General features: G+C 72.8%; 12 protein-coding genes. 6 read left to right on the top strand and 6 right to left on the bottom strand.

What is annotated here, in order from left to right; genetic code table 11:
* The first annotated feature begins 175 nt into the window (after positions 1-175).
* Both BOQ63_RS25570 and BOQ63_RS25565 read left to right on the top strand, forming a co-directional pair.
* On the top strand, positions 176-2,527 hold the full coding sequence (locus BOQ63_RS25570) for an immune inhibitor A domain-containing protein (RefSeq protein ID WP_037829611.1): 2,352 nt from the start codon (positions 176-178) through the stop codon (positions 2,525-2,527).
* Positions 2,528-2,914: 387 nt separating this feature from the next.
* A complete protein-coding gene (locus BOQ63_RS25565) occupies positions 2,915-3,835 on the top strand; it encodes a M23 family metallopeptidase (protein WP_050366717.1) in 921 nt (306 codons plus the stop codon).
* Between the two features lie 30 nt (positions 3,836-3,865).
* Here the strand turns inward: BOQ63_RS25565 and BOQ63_RS25560 are convergent, their stop codons facing one another.
* Positions 3,866-4,498: a TetR/AcrR family transcriptional regulator gene (locus BOQ63_RS25560; protein WP_072655029.1), complete on the bottom strand. Its 633-nt coding sequence runs from the start codon at positions 4,496-4,498 to the stop codon at positions 3,866-3,868.
* Positions 4,499-4,719: 221 nt separating this feature from the next.
* On the opposite strand from BOQ63_RS25560, the gene BOQ63_RS25555 reads away from it, so the two are divergent.
* On the top strand, positions 4,720-6,315 hold the full coding sequence (locus BOQ63_RS25555; protein ID WP_030284392.1) for an MDR family MFS transporter: 1,596 nt from the start codon (positions 4,720-4,722) through the stop codon (positions 6,313-6,315).
* Between the two features lie 75 nt (positions 6,316-6,390).
* Here the strand turns inward: BOQ63_RS25555 and BOQ63_RS25550 are convergent, their stop codons facing one another.
* Positions 6,391-7,311, bottom strand: a complete 921-nt coding sequence (locus tag BOQ63_RS25550) for an HhH-GPD family protein (RefSeq protein ID WP_072655028.1) — start codon at positions 7,309-7,311, stop codon at positions 6,391-6,393.
* 191 nt (positions 7,312-7,502) lie between these two features.
* Here BOQ63_RS25550 and BOQ63_RS25545 point away from each other — a divergent pair, with 191 nt between their 5' ends.
* On the top strand, positions 7,503-8,399 hold the full coding sequence (locus tag BOQ63_RS25545) for a hypothetical protein (protein ID WP_191093691.1): 897 nt from the start codon (positions 7,503-7,505) through the stop codon (positions 8,397-8,399).
* A gap of 139 nt (positions 8,400-8,538) precedes the next feature.
* Here the strand turns inward: BOQ63_RS25545 and disA are convergent, their stop codons facing one another.
* Together disA and radA are read right to left on the bottom strand one after the other, a co-directional pair.
* A complete protein-coding gene (gene disA, locus BOQ63_RS25540) occupies positions 8,539-9,597 on the bottom strand; it encodes a DNA integrity scanning diadenylate cyclase DisA (protein WP_030284398.1) in 1,059 nt (352 codons plus the stop codon).
* A gap of 195 nt (positions 9,598-9,792) precedes the next feature.
* Positions 9,793-11,304 carry a DNA repair protein RadA gene (radA, locus tag BOQ63_RS25535; protein WP_030284400.1) on the bottom strand — a complete coding sequence of 504 codons (1,512 nt, stop codon included), beginning with the start codon at positions 11,302-11,304 and terminating at the stop codon, positions 9,793-9,795.
* 150 nt (positions 11,305-11,454) lie between these two features.
* Here radA and BOQ63_RS25530 point away from each other — a divergent pair, with 150 nt between their 5' ends.
* Positions 11,455-13,377, top strand: a complete 1,923-nt coding sequence (locus BOQ63_RS25530) for a BACON domain-containing protein (RefSeq protein ID WP_150476118.1) — start codon at positions 11,455-11,457, stop codon at positions 13,375-13,377.
* A 34-nt stretch (positions 13,378-13,411) separates the two neighbouring features.
* Here the strand turns inward: BOQ63_RS25530 and BOQ63_RS25525 are convergent, their stop codons facing one another.
* Both BOQ63_RS25525 and BOQ63_RS25520 read right to left on the bottom strand, forming a co-directional pair.
* Positions 13,412-14,746 (bottom strand): DUF1254 domain-containing protein, encoded by a 1,335-nt coding sequence (locus BOQ63_RS25525; protein ID WP_030284405.1) that lies wholly within the window; start codon positions 14,744-14,746, stop codon positions 13,412-13,414.
* Between the two features lie 98 nt (positions 14,747-14,844).
* The gene (locus BOQ63_RS25520) at positions 14,845-16,182 is read right to left on the bottom strand and encodes a DUF1254 domain-containing protein (protein ID WP_072655026.1); all 1,338 of its coding nucleotides are present in this window, start codon (positions 16,180-16,182) and stop codon (positions 14,845-14,847) included.
* Between the two features lie 198 nt (positions 16,183-16,380).
* On the opposite strand from BOQ63_RS25520, the gene BOQ63_RS25515 reads away from it, so the two are divergent.
* Positions 16,381-17,421, top strand: a complete 1,041-nt coding sequence (locus BOQ63_RS25515) for an NAD-dependent epimerase/dehydratase family protein (protein ID WP_030284410.1) — start codon at positions 16,381-16,383, stop codon at positions 17,419-17,421.
* The last annotated feature ends 9 nt before the right edge of the window (positions 17,422-17,430 follow it).

Below are 17,430 nucleotides of genomic sequence, written 5' to 3'. Positions count from 1 at the left end.
TTTTCCAACCGTCCGTCAACTGACGGAAAATCGGCGAGCATAGCGCCGTGGCCATGTCAGGGTCAAGGTCTATCTTTTCCAGCCCCACTTCGGTCAAATGACGTCCACCTGTCTTTCATATTGGTTTACCGGGCCTTGGCCAAGAGTCGGCTCGGTCGGGGAGGGCGTCACAACGTTGAAGACCACCAGGAGAGCCGCAGCGGTCACCACCGCGGCGGCGGTCATCGTCACGCTCGGCGCGGGGCTGTTCCCCAGCAGCGCCGTGGCAGCCGGCTCCGCACCGGTTCCGAAGGACCCGGCCGACGCGGTCCAGGGCGTCAACACCGAGCACAACATCCCGGGCCCGCTGACCGCCAAGGTCGACGCCGAGAAGAAGGCTGCCACCGAGCAGCTGCTCAACGGCACCGCCCAGGTCGAGCAGCACAACGGCAGCACCAGTGTGAAGCTCGGCAAGGACAAGTACGTCGAGCTCGCCCGTGAGCGCACGGACAAGATCTTCACGATCCTGGTCGACTTCGGCGACCAGGTCGACAACACCACCAAGACCGCCGACGGCAAGGTCAAGTACGGCGGCGAGGCCGGCCCCAAGCACAACGAGATCGAGGCGCCGGACCGCGCCACGAACAACTCGACCGCCTGGCAGGCCGACTACAACCAGCAGCACTACCAGGACCTGTACTTCTCCAAGGACAAGCCCTCGCTGAAGACCTTCTACGAGAAGCAGTCCTCGGGCCGCTACTCGGTCGACGGCGTGGTCTCGGACTGGGTCCGGGTGCCGTGGAACGAGGCCCGGTACGGCTCCGACTACTGCGGCTCCAACGTCTGCGCCAGCGCCCAGGACCTGATCCGCGACGCCGTCGACATCTGGTACAAGGACCAGCTGGCGAAGGGTCAGACCGAGGCGCAGATCAAGGCGACGCTGGCCCAGTACGACCAGTGGGACCGCTACGGCTCGCACCACGACGGGAACTTCAACCAGCCCGACGGGTACATCGACCACTTCCAGATCGTGCACGCCGGTGAGGACAAGTCGGCCGGCGGCGGCAAGCAGGGCAGCAAGGCCCTGTGGGCCCACCGCTCCTACGTCTACGGCAACCTGACGGGCCAGGCCGGCCCCGACGGCAACAAGCTCGGCGGCGTCCAGGTCGGCAACACCGGCCTCTGGATCGGCGACTACACGATGCAGCCGGAGAACGGCGGCCTCGGCGTCTTCGCCCACGAGTACGGCCACGACCTCGGTCTGCCGGACCTCTACGACACCGCCGGCAAGGGCATCGACAACTCGGTCGGCTTCTGGTCGCTGATGTCCTCCGGTTCCTGGCTCGGCGAGGGCAAGGACAGCATCGGCGACATGCCGAACGACCTCGACGCCTGGAGCAAGTACCAGCTCGGCTGGCTGAAGGTCGACCGCGCCAAGGCCGGCACCGAGTCGACGCACCACATCGGCCCGGTGGAGTACAACTCCAACCTGCCGCAGGCGCTCATCGTCGACCTGCCGAAGAAGAGCATCACCACCGACATCAACAAGCCCTTCGCGGGCGGCAGCGAGTGGTGGAGCGGCAGCGCCGACAACCTGAACGTCACGCTGACCCGGGACATCGACCTGACCGGCAAGACCAAGGCCGGCATCAACGCCAAGGCCTGGTACGAGCTGGAGCCGGACTTCGACTACGCCTTCGGCGAGGTCTCCACCGACGGTGGCAAGACCTGGACCGTCGTGGACGGCACCTGGAACGGCGCCGCCCTGCCCAAGGAGAACGGCCGTCCGGCCCTCAGCGGCCTCACCGCCGCCTGGGGTGACCTGTCGTTCAACCTGGACGCCTACGCGGGCAAGAAGATCCAGTTCCGCTACCACAACACCACCGACGGCGGCCTGCACTACCGCGGCTTCGCGGTGGACAACGTCGCGGTGGTCGCCGACGGCGCCACCCTGTTCAGCGACGACGTGGAGCACGGCGACAACGGCTGGACCGCCGCCGGCTTCACCCGCTTCGGCGGCTCGTACACCAAGGACTACGCGCAGTACTACATCGCGGAGAACAAGCAGTACGTGTCGTTCGACCAGACGCTGAAGACCGGCCCGTACAACTTCGGTTCGGCCGCCAAGCCCAACTGGGTCGAGCACTACTCGTACCAGCCCGGCCTGCTGATCTGGTACTGGGACGAGTCGCAGACCGATAACAACGTCAGCGCCCACCCGGGCCACGGCCTCGTCCTGCCGGTCGACTCGCACCCGGCTCCGATGAAGTGGTCGGACGGCACCCTGATGCGTCCTCGCATGCAGGGCTTCGACTCCACCTTCGGTTCGCGCCGCGTCCCGGCGCTGACCCTGCACAAGGCTGACGTCGAGACGGTCATCCCGAAGTCCAAGGGCGTCGACGAGTTCAACGACCTGAAGTCCTGGTGGTCGAAGGACGACCAGTACGCCGGTGTCGACGTGCCGAAGACCGGCACCAGCATCGAGGTCGAGAACGAGTCCGCGAACTACCTGGAGACCTGGATCCGGGTCCGCCCGGTCGACAACTGATCGTCCTGACGGTCAGGTCGTGATCGCGCGGCACTGAAGTCTCCACGTCCGGCCCGCCCCCGCCACCGCGCGGGGGCGGGCCGGACGCTTTCCCGCGCCCTCGCCGGGTGGCGCTGGTCACAGGGGTTCGGCGTGGTACGACCGGCCCTAGTAGCACGGCCCGACGGGACCGCGGTACGGATCGGGCCGGGCTCGGTTGATCGGATCTCATGATCATTGCTCCGTCGGCCGGAATTCCAGGACCCGCGATGACTACACGCCGTAGTACATCGCCGCTTTTGGGGCTGCGTCAGGTGACCGTTAAACCTGAGTGGTCCCCCGCTCCGCGAAAGCACCCCGATCGGGCGCTTCGCGCTGCCCCCGTACGACCGTGAGGTACGACAGGCGATGTCCACCGTCCCGCCCATGGGGCCGGCCCTGCGCCGGCTCGCCGTCCGTGCGACGGCCCAGGCGGCCGCCTGGCAGCCCCGGATCGGCCACGCCGTCCGCAGCCGCGCCGTAGCGCCGCTGCGCCTGCTCGCCACGCCCCGGCACGCCACCCTGCCGGGCAGCCGGCAGCGGGTCGAGCGCGACCACGCGGTGGTCTCCGTGGGAGCGGCCGCGCTGATGGCGGGCGTCGTGCTGGCGGCCGCCCCGGGCAGTGCCTCGGCGCAGACCGTCCGGCCGACCACGCCGGGCAGTTCCGCCTTCACCGCCCCGCGGGCCAAGGTGCCCGACCCGGGCCTGGTGCAGGTGGCCGGACCCAGCCCGTACAAGCTGCCGGACGGCGCCCCCTCGGCGCAGGCGTTCGTGGCCGTGGCGCCCAACCTGCTGCCGCCCGGAGCGGAGCCCGCCGAGCCCGCGCCCGCCGCGGCGCCCGCCCCGGAACCGGAGCCCGCGCCCGCCGCCCCGCCCGAGCCCGGCTGGTCGGCGCCGGTGCCCGACGCACCGACCAGCAACCCCTTCGGGGTGCACGACTCCGAGTACGCCGCCGGGTACCACACCGGGGTGGACTTCGCGGTCTCCCCGGGCACGCCGGTGCTGGCGGTCGGCGACGCGACCGTGGTGTCGGCCGCCTGGGACGGCGCGTACGGCAAGGAGGTCGTGCTGCGGCTCGCCGACGGGCACTTCGCGCAGTACGCCCATCTCTCCACGCTGTCGGTCTCGGCGGGCCGACGGGTGTCGGCGGGCGAGCGGGTCGGGCTGTCCGGGAACACCGGCAACTCGACCGGGCCGCACCTGCACTTCGAGATCCGCACCAGCAACCGCTACGGCGCGGTGGTCGACCCGATCGCCTACCTCTCCGGACACGGCGTCACGGCGTTCTAGCGGATACGGCGTTCCAGGGGGCGCGGCGTCTCAGCCGCCGACGCGGGCGGGGTGGCTGATCCGGCCGCCGATCTCCAGCGCGACCGTCCGGGCGGCCTCCAGGGCCTCGTCCAGGTCGGCCACCGGCACCTTCTCGCCCCACACGTTCTCGGCGGGGACGGGGTCCTTGCCGTCGTGCTGGAGCAGGAACATCGACGAGTGGACGGTGAACAGCGTCATCGCGGCGCGCAGCCGGTCCTGGAAGCTCGCCTCCGGCCCGTGCACCAGCTGCATCATGGTGATGATCCGCTCCTTGAAGGCCAGCCCGGCCGGGGATTCCCGCAGCGCCGGCTGGTTCTCGTGGAAGAAGCGCAGCAGCGGGGCCCGCTCGGCCATCCCGTCCGCGAAGCGGCGGATCAGCTCGTCGCGCGTGTCCGGGCTCCACTCCTGCTCCCGGCCCCACGCGATGGTCTCGTCGATCGGCGCGGCCATCCGCTCGACGATGCCCAGGACGATGTCGTCCTTGGTCTTGAAGTGGTAGTAGAGCGCGGCCTTGGTGACGCCCAGGCGGTCGGCGATCTCGCGCAGTGAGGTCTGCTCGTAGCCGTGCGCCGAGAAGAGCTCCAGCGACACCTCGATGATGCGAGCCCGGGTGTCGCTGCGGGGGCTGTGCGGAGTGCCCATGGCCTGCCTCATGACTGCGTCGGTGACTGCTGCGGACCCCAGGGTGGGCGTCCGCCCCGGGCTCATTCTCCCTGCCCAGGGGGCCGGTATTAAAACTGGCTTGACGACCGGCTAGGAAACAGCTTACCGTGCCGACGATCGATAAACTAGCCGGGCGACAAGTAAGTGAGCCGCCACCCGGCGCGACGCTCGTCCGAACCACCTCCGGGAGACCCCACCCCATGTCACAGCCCAAGACCGCCGGCCCGGTACCGGAGGACAAGACGGCCGAGGAGGAACAGCCGCGGTCACCCCGCGAGATCCGCCTCGTGATGGTCGGCTTGGTCGTCACGATGCTGCTGGCCATGCTCGACAACCTGATCGTCGGCACCGCGATGCCGACCATCGTCGGTGACCTCGGCGGCGCCGAGCACCTGTCCTGGGTGGTCACCGCCTACACCCTGGCCACCGCCGCCTCCACCCCGATCTGGGGCAAGCTCGGCGACCTGTACGGCCGCAAGGGCACCTTCCTGACCTCGATCGTGATCTTCCTGGTGGGTTCGGCGCTGTCCGGCCTGTCGCAGAACATGAACGAGCTGATCGGCTTCCGCGCCGTGCAGGGCCTCGGCGCCGGCGGTCTGATGGTCGGCGTCATGTCGATCATGGGCGCGCTCGTCCCGCCGCGTGACCGCGGCAAGTACCAGGGCATGTTCGCCGCCGTGATGGCCCTGGCCACCATCGGCGGCCCGCTGGTCGGCGGCTTCATCACCGACCACCTGAGCTGGCACTGGACCTTCTACATCAACCTGCCGCTCGGCGTGATCGCGCTCGCCGTGGTCATCGCCACCCTGAAGCTGCCGAAGGTCCGTAACACCGCCCGGATCGACTACCCGGGCGCCGTGCTCCTCACCGTCGGCATCACCTCGCTCGTGCTGATCACCACCTGGGGCGGCCAGCAGTACGCCTGGGGCTCCAAGGAGATCCTCGGCCTCGCCGCGCTCGCCGTCGCCTCGCTGATCGGCTTCTGCTACGTCGAGCAGCGCGCCCAGGAGCCGATGCTGCCGCTGAGCCTGTTCAGGAACCTGAACTTCACCCTGGTCTCGATCATCGGCTTCATCGTCGGCTTCGTGATGTTCGGCTCGACCGTCTTCCTCCCTCTCTACCAGCAGATAGTCCAGGGCGCCTCGGCGACCAACTCCGGCCTGCTGCTGATGCCGATGATGTTCGGCATGCTGGTCGTCTCGCTGGTGGTCGGCCAGGCCGTCACCAAGACCGGCAAGTACCGGATCTTCCCGATCATCGGCACCGTCGTGATGACCGGCGGCCTGATCCTGCTCTCCACCATGGGCGTCGGGACCAGCAGCTTCACCTCGGCCTGCTGGATGATCGTGCTCGGCGCCGGCATGGGCTTCCTGATGCAGATCACCATGCTGGTGGCGCAGAACAGCGTGGAGCTCAAGGACATGGGCGTGGCCAGCTCCACCGCCACCCTGTTCCGCACCATCGGCGGTTCGTTCGGCGTCGCGCTGTTCGGCGCGCTGTTCAACAACCGGGTGAAGGACACCATGGGCCAGCTGCTGGCCGGGAAGCCGCTGCCCCCGGGCGGCGCGAAGGACCCCGGCCAGACCAGCCCGGCCGAACTGCGCAAGATGCCCGACTACATCCAGGACGCCTACCACCACGCGGTGTCCAACGGCATGCACACCGTCTTCCTGTGGGGCGCCGGAGTGGCCGTGATCGCCATCGCCGCCGCGGTGTTCCTGCGCGAGGTGCCGCTGCGTGGCACCGGCAAGGGCGAGAAGCCGGCCGAGGCCTCGCTGGAGGCCGCGGCCGTCTGACGGTCCCCTCGCACGACAGCGCCCCCGGCAGGCTCGAAACCTGCCGGGGGCGCCGTCGTGTTGTCGTCGTCCCGCCTACTGGGGGAGCCGGTAGACGCCCTGCTCGACCGGCTCGACCAGGCCGTCGGCGACCAGGCCGTCCAGCGCCCGGGCGCGCTGCACCGCGTCCGGCCAGACGGCGTCCAGCCGGGCCTGCGGCACCGTGCCGTGCGCCTCGCGCAGCACCGCGAGCAGCTTGCCGCGGACCTGACGGTCCGTGCCCTCGTAGGTCTGGCCGCGCCGGGCCGGGCCCTCGTACGGCGGGCGGCCGGCCCGCTGCCAGGCGCAGGCGGTGAACAGCGGGCAGTCCCCGCACTCCGGGCCGCGGGCGGTGCAGACCAGCGCGCCCAGCTCCATCACGCCGACCGCCCAGGTGGCCGCCGTCGCGGCGTCGTCGGGAAGCAGCGCGGTCGCGGTGCGGCGCTCGGCGGCGGTGGTGGCGGTCGCCGGGTACTCGACGCCGGTCACCGCCCGAGCGAAGACCCGGCGCACGTTGGTGTCCAGCACCACGTGCCGCTGGCGGAAGGCGAAGGAGGCGACCGCGGCGGCGGTGTACTCCCCCACTCCGGGCAGCGAGAGCAGGGTGGCGTGGTCATCGGGGACCTCGCCGCCGTGCTCCTCGGTGATCGCCACGGCGGCCGCGTGCAGCCGCAGGGCGCGGCGCGGGTAGCCCAGCCGGCCCCACATCCGGACCGCCTCGCCGGGTGCCTCGGCGGCGAGGTCGGCGGGGGTGGGCCAGCGGGTGAGCCAGGCCCGCCAGACGGGCAGCACCCGCTTCACCGGGGTCTGCTGGAGCATGAACTCGCTCACCATGACCGCCCAGGGCGTCGCGTCCGGGGTACGCCAGGGCAGGTCGCGCTTGCTGGCCTCGTACCAGTCGATGACGGTCGAGTGCAGCAGCGGCAGCGGCAGCGGCAGCGGCAGCGAGGGGGCTTCGGTGGCGGTGATGGCAGTCATGGCCCTTCGATCCTCCCACGGCGGTGGACGCAACCGAACTGGAGCACTGCGTTCCGATTTGGTCGAAATGCGCGGTACGTCCCGGTTCGGGAGCTCCCTCGGACGGATCAAATTACGGATCATGTGAAAGAAGGGACGTCTGTGCGGTGTTGGTGAGTCAATCGCCACACACAGTCTCGTAGAGTTTGATCGTGCCCTCTCTGCGTCAACCCGTGGGACCGCTGCCGGCCTCGATCTACTGGCGTCGGCGCGCCGTCGTGCTCGTCGCCGTCGCGGCGGTAGTCGCCCTGATCGCCTGGCTGATGACCGATCAGGGCGGAGGTGACGGCGGCTCACCGGGCAAGGCCGCACAGGCCGCACCGCCCCAGTCCGAGAGCCAGACGCCCGCTCAGACGATCACGCCCGGCGCCTCGCCGAGCGGCCCCGCGGCGCACCCCGCCACCGGCGGCACCGGCGGCGGGCCGGTGGCCAGCGGCGGCGGCAGCGAGGTCGGGCTCAGCGGCGGTGGCACGGGCGGTTCCGGGGGTTCCGGCGGCGCCGGGGGTTCGGGCGGCTCGGGCGGCTCCGGCGGGGGCAACCCGGCTCCGGCGGGCGGGTCCGGCGGGGGTTCGGCCGGCGGGTCCGGCGGCTCGGGCGGCGGCGCCCCGGCGGTGAACACCCCGGAGGTCATGGCGCTCCCGGTCTGCTCCTCCTCGCAGGTGGCCCTGGAGCTGGCGGGCACCCAGAACTCGTACCAGCCCAAGGACAAGCCGAAGCTGGCTCTGACCGTCAAGAACTCCTCCGGCGCCAACTGCCGGGTGGACCTGGGCCGTACCGCCTCCGCGATCACGGTCAGCAGCGGCAGCAACAACGACCGGGTCTGGTCCTCCGGTGACTGCCCGCCCGACAAGGGCAGCATCTGGGTGCAGATCCCGGCGAACAGCAGCCAGACCGAGACCTTCACCTGGGACCGCAGCCGCAGCAAGCCGCAGTGCGCGACCGCCGACCAGACGGCGCCGGCGAGCGGCACCTACGTGGTGCTCGCGGAGCTCACCGGGCTCTCCGGGGACAAGGTCTCGGCACGGACCTCGATCCGACTGGACAACTGAGCGCCCGTCAATCCCGTACCGGAGCCTCCGACCGCAGCGCGCGGTCGGGGGCTCCGGCGTCGTACGGCCCCGGAAACGCGGGACGGCCCCCGGGGAAGCGCCTTCCTCGGGGGCCGTCCGCGGTCTGCCGCGCTCCGGGTCAGACGTAGCGCTCCAGGATGGACGATTCGGCAAGGCGGGACAGGCCCTCGCGGACCGAGCGGGCGCGGGTCTCGCCGACGCCCTCGACCGTCTGCAGGTCGTCGATGCTGGCGGCGAGCAGCTTCTGCAGGCCGCCGAAGTGCTCGACCAGGCGCTCTATCACCGTGTTGGGCAGGCGCGGGATCTTCGCCAGCAGGCGGTAGCCGCGCGGGGAGACGGCGGAGTCCAGGGACTCCGGCGAGCCGGAGTAGCCGAGCGCCTTGGCAACCGTCTGCAGGTCCAGCAACTCGGCGTGGGTCAGTGCCTCCAGGTCGCCCAGCACCTCGGTGACCGTCCGGCCCTTCTTGGCGGCGCGCTCCGGGAAGTAGTCCCGGGCGACCAGTTCGCGCTCCGGCTCCACACCCGCGATCAGCTCGTCCAGCTGGAGCGAGAGCAGACGGCCGTCGATGCCGAGCTCCAGCACGTAGCCGGCGATCTCGGTGGCGATCAGCCGGACCATCTCCAGGCGCTGGGCCACGGCGGTGACGTCCCGGACCGTCACCAGGTCCTCGATCTCCAGGGCGGAGAGCGTGCCGGCCACCTCGTCCAGGCGCAGCTTGTAGCGCTCCAGGGTGGCCAGCGCCTGGTTGGCGCGGGAGAGGACGGTGGTGGAGTCCTCCAGCACCCGGCGGGTGCCGTTGACGTACATGGCGATCAGCCGCATCGAGTGCGAGACCGCGACCACCGGGTAGCCGGTCTGCCGGTTGACCCGCTCGGCGGTGCGGTGACGGGTGCCGGTCTCGTCGGTGGGGATGGTGGAGTCCGGCATCAGGTGGACGCCGGCCCGGACGATCTTGGTGATGTCCTTGTCCAGCACCACCGCGCCGTCGAGCTTGCACAGCTCGCGCAGCCGGGTCGCGCTGAACTCGACGTCCAGCACGAAGCCGCCGGTGCACAGGGACTCGACGGTACGGTCGAAGCCCAGCACGATCAGGCCGCCGGTGTTGGCCCGCAGGACCCGTTCCAGGCCGTCACGAAGCGCGGTACCGGGCGCGATGGCGGTGAGGGAGGCCCGCAGCAGGGCCTCCTCACGGGAGGCCTTGTCCGCCCCCCGGTCGCTGGCTGCCACGTGACTCCTCCGGTCGACCCCGTGCCTCGCGCCGTGCGCCGGTCCGCGGTCTGTTGCTCTGTCGCTCAGTACCGCTCCGGTACTGCCTTCTGGCCAATGAGACTGGGGAAAGTCTAACTGCGTGCGGCTTCGGCAGGGCTTGGGTCAGCGCAGTTCGTCGGAGTCGAGCGGCTCCCAGCCGTCCATCAGCTCCTCCGGGTACGCCGGGACCTTCGCCGCGCGGGGTGCCGGCGGGGTCGACGGGGCCTCACCACGCCCCTCGACGCGCGGCTTGGCGGCGGCCCGGCGACGGCCCGGGATGGCCCGCAGCGCCTCACCGATGTCGGCCACCTCGACCACCTTCATGCCCGGCGGCACCTTGCCCGGGTCCGGCGGGACCAGGGCGTGGGTGAAGCCCAGCCGGTGCGCCTCGGCGAGCCGGCGCTGCACACCCGTCACCCGCCGCACCTCGCCCGCCAGGCCGACCTCGCCGATCGCCACCAGGTTGCTGGGCAGCGGGGTGTCGGTCGAGGAGCTGGCCACCGCGAGCGCGACCGCGAGGTCGGCCGAGGGCTCGGTCAGCTTCACCCCGCCGACCGTCGCGGTGTAGATGTCCTGCTTGCCGAGCTTCACCCCGCCGTGCCGCTCGACCACCGCCAGGATCATCGCGATCCGGGGCGACTCCAGGCCCGAGGTGGTGCGGCGCGGGGAGGGGATCTGCGAATCCACCATCAGCGCCTGCACCTCGGCCACCAGCGGGCGCTTGCCCTCCAGGGTGACGGTGAGGCAGGTGCCCGGGACGGGCTTGTCACGCCTGGTCAGGAAGAGGCCGGACGGGTCGGCCAGGCCGACGATGCCCTCGTCGTGCAGCTCGAAGCAGCCCACCTCGTCGGTGGCGCCGTAGCGGTTCTTGACCCCGCGGATGAGCCGCAGCCGGGCGTGCCGGTCGCCCTCGAAGCTCAGCACCACGTCCACCAGGTGCTCCAGCAGGCGCGGGCCGGCGATCTGGCCGTCCTTGGTGACGTGACCGACCAGCAGGGTGGCCATGCCGCGCTCCTTGGAGGCCCGGATCAGCGCGCCCGCCACCTCACGGACCTGGGCCGGGCCGCCGGGGGCGCCGTCCAGCTCGGCGGAGGCGATGGTCTGCACCGAGTCCAGGATCAGCAGGCCGGGGTTGACCGCCTCGATGTGCCCCAGCACCGCGCCCAGGTCCTGCTCGGCGGCGAGGTAGAGGTGCTCGGAGAGGGCGTTGATCCGGTCGGCGCGCAACCGGACCTGGCCGGCCGACTCCTCGCCGGTGACGTAGAGGGTGCGGTGCTGCCCGGTGGCCGCCTTGGCGGCGACGTCCAGCAGCAGGGTGGACTTGCCGACGCCGGGCTCGCCGGCCAGCAGCACCACGGCGCCGGGGACCAGGCCGCCGCCGAGCACCCGGTCCAGCTCCGGCACGCCCGTCGAACGGGCCGTCGCGACCTGGCCGTCCACCTGGGCGATCGGGCGGGCCGGCGCGCTGACCGGGCCGGCCGCGGTGGTGCGGATCGGCACCGCGCCGTACTCCTCGACCGTGCCCCAGGCGTTGCACTCCGGGCAGCGGCCGACCCACTTGGGCAGCTGGTTGCCGCACTCGGTGCAGCGGTAGGCCGGGCGCGGCTTGGCGGTGGTCTTGGAACGCGGAGGCATGCGGCCCACGGTAGTGCCTGGGGGTGACAGCCGCGGACCGCGACCGGACGCGCCGCACACCCACACAGATGGGCGATGTTGTTACCCGAAAGAAGTACATACGCGGTGAATGACGGGGGCGGGCGGGCCGTTGTCCCTACCGTCGGACGGGTGACAACGCGAACTGTTGGGCCCGCCGGGGCGCCGGACGCCGTCCTCGCGGCGTACGACCGGCAGGTGGACGGCCTGTTCACCTACTGCCTCTCGGTGCTCTGCGAGCACGACGCGGCCACCGCCGCCCTGCACGAGGTCCGCGAACTGGCCCGGCGGCACGGCGCCCGGCTGGCCGAACCCGGGCTGGTGCGGGCCTGGCTGTTCTCGCTGGCCCGGTACTGCTGCCTGCGGCGGCTGGCGGACGGGACGGTCGGGGAAGCGGGCTCCGGGACGGAACCCGGAGCAGGCCCCGGAGCGGAGCTGACCGAGGCCGAGGCGGTCCGGCGGCGGCGCGAGCTGGCCTCGCTCGCCTGGCCGGAGGCGGCCGGTACGGACCCGGAGCAGCGCGAGGCGCTGGAGCTGTCCGTACGGCACCGGCTGACCCCGCTGGAGGTGGCGGCCGTCCTGGGACTGCCGTTCGACCGGACCCGCGGGCTGCTCGCCGCCGCCGAGGCCGAGGTGGCCCGGACCAGGGCGGCGCTGCTGGTGCTCGGGGTGGGCAGCTGCCCCGAACTGGACCGGCTGGGCGGGGCCGGGACGGAGTCCTGGCGGGACTGGGTGCTCGGCCCGGCGCTGCGGCGGGAGCTGGTGCAGCACGTGGTGGACTGCCCGACCTGCCGGGGGACGGCGGAGCGGGTGGCCGCCGGGGAGGCGGCCGAGGGAGCGGCGGGGTTGTCGGGGCTGCCGCTGCTGACGGCGCCCTCCCCGGCGGGCGGCGACGCTTCCGGGGCGGCGCGCCGGGTGGGCGGGGTGGCTTCCGGGGCGGCGCGGGTGTCCGCGGCCGGGGCGGCGGGGCGGCGGGGCTCCGTGGCGGCCGAGCCGGGGCTGCGGTTCGACCACGGCGGTTTCCCCCGGCACCGGGTGCCGGATGCGGGCCGGGGGCTGGCGGTCCGTCGGCGGGTGGTGACCACCGGGGTGCTCGCCGCCGTCCTGGCGGCGCCGGTGGTCGCGCTGTGGGCCGGGCACCGGGGCGGAGCCGGGCCGGGGTCGGCGGCCTCGGTCTCGGCGGTGCGGGTGGACGAGGCCGGACGGGACACCGGGCAGCGGCCGCCGTGGGCGGTGGGCGGGGCCGGCGCGGACGCGGCCGGGGGCGCGGGGATGCCGGGGCTGGAGCTGGCGGGTGCGGGTCCCGGGGGTGGGGGCGTCGCGGGTGGCACGGGTGGCACGGGTGGCACGGGCAGTGCAGAAACGTTGCTTCCCGGCTTTCCGCGGCTCACCTTCCAGGGACCGCTGGTCCCGGTACCGAGCCGAGGTGCGACCCCGCTCGGCAGCCCCACCCTGGTCGCCGCCCCGGCCCCCGTGGTCGAACGGGCCTCCGCTCCGGGCGCGGGCGACCCGTCCCCGGCCGGGCTGCTCACCGTCGAGGCCCGCGAGTACGGCAGCCGGACGGTGCTCACCCTCACCAACTCCGGTACCACGGAGATCCGCTGGCACGCCGAGACGAACGCCGGATGGCTCCGGCTCAGCCGCGACGCGGGGACCCTGGAGCCCGGGCAGCGGATCACCGTGATCGTCACCGTGGACGAGGACCTCGCGCCGGCCACCCCCTGGACGGCCCGGATCGCCCTGCCGCCCTCGCAGGCGGTGGTCACCATGGAGGGCGGGCCGCAGAACCGCGGCGGGTCGGCGTCCTCCTCGGCGGATCCATCGTCGACGCCCTCGTCGGGGTCCTCATCGGCACCGGGCGGGGGGCCGTCGGCCACGGCCACGGCTTCGCCTTCGTCTTCGTCGACGCCGAGCCGTACGGGCGCGCCGTCCCCGTCGGGTTCGGGCGCGCCGCCGTCCTCCGGATCGCCGACCGCTACGGCGGCGCCCTCGACGACGCCGACGGGCGGCGGGTCGGCGCACCCGACCGGGGCGGCCACGGCCTCGGGACGATAGGAGGGCCCGGTCGCCGCCGGGCGGCCGGAAGGCGTCAGGTGCGGTGGATCGGGGGCACCTGGTAGCTGCCGTCCAGCACCTCCGGCTTGGGCTGGTAGAGCCGCATGATCGGGCGGAACTCGCCGAGCGGGGTGGGCAGCCAGTTGGCGGCGGCCGTCGGGTCCTCGGGCGGTTCGTGCTGGAGGGTCACGGTCAGCGAGCCGTCCGGGCCGTACACCAGGCCGGGGGTGCGGTTGCCGATGGAATAGCGGTTGATCGGGTTCTCGACCAGGTAGTAGTCCGGCACCGAGTACATCGTGACGGACCAGAAGGCCTCCACGGGCGGGGGCTGTTCGAAGTGGAGGGTGTAGCTGTGGGCGCCGGTGAGCGGGCGGCCGTCGGAGTCGTCGTAGGTCACCGCGTACGAGGCCTCGTAGGCGTGGTTGCCCCAGAGGCCGGCCCGGGCGGCGGCGGCGCGGCTGAGGTAGGCGGCGCGGCGGTCGGGGATCCGCCACTCGGGGTCGTCCAGGGTGCCGGGGCCCAGGTGGTCGAGGTTGTAGTCGAAGAGGTGGAGCGCGAAGCGCCACTCGCCGAGCGGGTGCTCCTCGGGCGGGCGGGTGGCGGCATCGACCCGTTCGCGTCCGGCGGCCAGGCCCTTGGCGAGCGCGAGGGTCCATTCCGCGGCGGCCGCGCGGTACGGCGAGCTGCCGTCGTCCAGCAGGCCCAGCGGGGCGAAGCGGCGCTGGTACTCGATGTCCGGGGTGGCCGGCGGGAAGGCCTGCATCCACACCCGCAGGCGTTCGAAGAAGGCCAGCCGCTCGGGGACGTCCGGGTCCGGCTCGGGCAGCCCGGCGACCAGGCCGCCGGGTTCCAGCGGCTCCAGGCTGAGCCCGGCCTGCAGTGCCTTGACCCGCGGGAGGTCGCGTGGACCGTTGCAGGCGAAGCGGCCGACGATCGTGCCCATGGTGGTGGGCAGCTCGATCACCCGGTCCGGGTGCGGGGCGGTGCCGTGCCAGTCGGGCGGGACAACCAGCCAGGTCTGCGCGTCGGTGCCGGTGGCGCGGCTGCCGAGGTAGGCCACGTTGTCCGTCCAGGCGCCGATGAACTGCAGCACGTAGTAGGCGCCGGAGGTGTCCGGGACGTGCAGCACCTGCGGGCCCTCGGAGAGGTCGAGCTGGGCGATCGAGTAGATCGTGTCGTTGTTGACCGAGACGAACTGGTCGCCGGGGCCGGCCAGCCGGGTGGCGTGGCTGAAGTGGTTGGGCGGCGCCGCCGGGAGGGTGCCCAGGCCACCCTTGGCGAAGCGCTCGACCATGGTGAGGCCGGCGACGAGCGGGTAGCCGTAGACGTAGGCGTCGGCGGCCAGGGCCTCCAGCTCGGGCAGGTTCATCGGGGGGTCCTTCGTCGGTTCGGGTCGGGGCCTGGGGCGGGCCTGGCGCGGGGTCCGGGTCGGGGACGGGTTTTGGGCCTGGGCCTGGCCGGGGCCGGTCAGCGCGGGGTGAGCGGCGGGGGCTGCCAGCGGCCGTCCAGGACGGAGGCCTCCGGGCCGTGGATCCGGAGCACCACGGCGAACGGCCCGTCCGGGGCGGGCAGCCAGTTGGCGGAGTGGTCGGCGTTGGCGGGGCGCTTGTGCTGGACGTAGAGGGTCAGGCCGCCGTCCGCGTCGCGGACCAGGCCGGGGGTGTGGCCGCCGACCGAGTAGCGGTCCAGGGTGTTGTCGACCAGCCGGTGGTCGGGGAGCGCGTAGACGGTCGCGGACCAGAAGAAGCGGGCCGGGGGCAGGGCGTCCGGGGCGAAGCGGATCAGGTGGTCGCGGTCGCTGGCGTTCGGCGGGCGGCGGCCCTCGCTGTCCGCCGCCCAACGGCCGTACCAGACCTCCTCGGCGGGCAGTCCGTACGGGCCGAGCTCGGCGGCGACGGCCTGCCGGAGGAAGTCCGCGCCGAGCTGTTCGCGGGTGCCGAACAGCTGGGCGGAGTCGCGGAGTTCGGCGAGCGCCCGGGTCAGCCGGACGCGGCCGTCGGCGATTCCGCGGGCGAACTCGGCGCGGACCTCCAACGGGAGGACGGCGGGCTCGAACTCGCCGCGGCCGTCGATGCAGAGGTCGGTGAGGCGGCCGCGCAGCCCGGTCTCGGCGGGCGGGAGCCCGTCGGTGAGGGGGAAGAAGCCGAGCAGGAAGTCCAAGAAGGTGAGGAACTCGACGCTCTCCAGGACCTCGTCGCGCCAGACCGGCCAGACCGGTTCGGGAGCGGGGGCGGGCGCCGGGGTGCCGGCGTACTCGTGCAGCGGGCGCAGCCGGTACTGCTCCTGGACGGCCCGCAGGGCGGCGAGGTCGGCGGGGGTGTTCCCGGTGAGGCGGGTGTGGCCGACCAGGGCGACCAGCCGGGTGGCGGTGCGGATCACGCCCTTGAGGCGGGGCGGGGGCTTGCCCTGCCAGTCGGGGCCGGCCACCAGGTAGTCCCCCGCGTCCTGGCCGGTGGTCCGGGAGCCGATCAACCCGGCGTGCAGGGCGTCGAGTTCGTGCACCGCGAAGACGTGGTAGCGGTCCTGGGCGGGGACCGAGAGCACCCAGGGTTCGGCGCGCAGGTCGAGCCAGGCGTGGGACGGGAGGGTGTCGTTGTCCGGGGTGACGGCGTCGGTGTCGGCGGGGGTGGCCGGGTGCGCGGTGTGACGGAAGACGCCGAAGCCGCCGACGTAGCCGGGGTCCGCGTCGTCCAGGGCCTGGGCGTAGAGGGCGCGGTAGGTCCGCAGCAGGGGGTGGCCGCGGATCCAGGCCTCGGCCACGGTCGCGCGGATGGTGGCCGGATCGACGAGTGCCGGGTTGACCATGCTGTCGCTCTCCCAGGCCGGATCAGGTCATGGATCGACTTATATCAGTACATTTCGGATGCTAAGGGGGGTGGGATGGGGTGGCACGTCGGGGCGGCGCCCTGGCCGGCCGGCACTCCGGCCGGTGTACCTGCTCCGGCGCTCTGCTCAGCGCTAAGCCGGGCGTACGGGCGGGGTCGCCCGGACAGGCTGGGCGGTATGAAGATCCTTCTACTCGGGGGCTCGTCCTTCCTCGGACGTGCCTACGCCGTCGAGGCACTCGCCCGCGGCCACCAGGTCACCACCTTCAACCGCGGCCTCCGCGGCCCCGACCTGCCCGGGGTCGAGGCCGTCCGGGGCGACCGGGACAGCGCCGAGGACCTCGCGCGGCTGGTCGGGGGCCGCCGCTGGGACGCCGTCGTCGACACCTCCGCCCAGCAGCCCGCCCAGGTCGCGCTCTCCGTGCGGCTGCTGCGCGAGCGGGCCGACCACTACACCTTCGTCTCCTCGGTGCACGCCTGTGCCGACTGGGCCACCCAGGTGATCACCGAGGACTCCCCGCTCCTCCCCTGTCCCGCCGACACCCCGCCCGGCCAGCCGTTCGGCCGCGAGCTGAAGGCGGGCTGCGAGCGCGCGGCGCTGACGGGCATCGGCGCCGAACGAACGCTGGTGCTCAGCAGCGGGCTGCTGGTCGGGCCGTACGAGGTCGGCGGCCGGCTGCCCTGGTGGCTGGAGCGGATGGCCCGCGGCGGCCGGGTGCTCGCCCCCGGGGATCCGGGGCGGACCGTCCAGGTGATCGACGTCCGGGACTTCGCCGCCTTCGGGCTGGATCTGCTGACGGCCGGGACGGCGGGGCGCTTCCTCACCACGGCGCCGCCCGGGCAGCTCACCTTCGGGCAGTGGCTGGAGACCTGCCGGGAGGTCGCGGGCGCCCCTGGCACCGAACTGGTCCGGATCGACGACGGCCCGCTGCTGGCCGAGGGTCCGGACCGGGTGGAGCCCTGGACCGAACTCCCCTTCTGGGCGCCGGACCTGCCGGACTGGGCGTACATCTGGCAGGTCGACAGCAGCCGCGCCCGGGCGGCCGGGCTGCGCTGCCGCCCGTTCGCGGAGACCGCGCGGGACACCTGGGACTGGCTGCGCACCCGGGGGCCGGCCGAGGACACCGACGCCGAGGGGCGCAAGGCTGCGCCGGGGTCGCTGTTCAGGCAGGGCATCGAACCGGCCAAGGAGCAGCGGCTCCTGGCCGCGCACGGGTGAGCTGCGCGC

It is taken from the genome of Streptomyces viridifaciens, assembly GCF_001888885.2.
Lineage (GTDB): Bacteria > Actinomycetota > Actinomycetes > Streptomycetales > Streptomycetaceae > Kitasatospora > Kitasatospora aureofaciens.
Note: the sequence above shows the minus strand (reverse complement) of the source record. Positions and strands in the feature narration are given on the sequence as shown.

What these genes read in the sequence shown, in the direction of transcription:
- BOQ63_RS25550 (WP_072655028.1), bottom strand. Translation starts at nt 7,311, where the DNA reads ATGACTGCCATCACCGCCACCGAAGCCCCCTCGCTGCCGCTGCCGCTG.
- BOQ63_RS25515 (WP_030284410.1), top strand. Translation starts at nt 16,381, where the DNA reads ATGAAGATCCTTCTACTCGGGGGCTCGTCCTTCCTCGGACGTGCCTAC.
- BOQ63_RS25520 (WP_072655026.1), bottom strand. Translation starts at nt 16,182, where the DNA reads ATGGTCAACCCGGCACTCGTCGATCCGGCCACCATCCGCGCGACCGTG.
- BOQ63_RS25555 (WP_030284392.1), top strand. Translation starts at nt 4,720, where the DNA reads ATGTCACAGCCCAAGACCGCCGGCCCGGTACCGGAGGACAAGACGGCC.
- BOQ63_RS25560 (WP_072655029.1), bottom strand. Translation starts at nt 4,498, where the DNA reads ATGGGCACTCCGCACAGCCCCCGCAGCGACACCCGGGCTCGCATCATC.
- BOQ63_RS25525 (WP_030284405.1), bottom strand. Translation starts at nt 14,746, where the DNA reads ATGAACCTGCCCGAGCTGGAGGCCCTGGCCGCCGACGCCTACGTCTAC.
- radA (WP_030284400.1), bottom strand. Translation starts at nt 11,304, where the DNA reads ATGCCTCCGCGTTCCAAGACCACCGCCAAGCCGCGCCCGGCCTACCGC.
- BOQ63_RS25565 (WP_050366717.1), top strand. Translation starts at nt 2,915, where the DNA reads ATGTCCACCGTCCCGCCCATGGGGCCGGCCCTGCGCCGGCTCGCCGTC.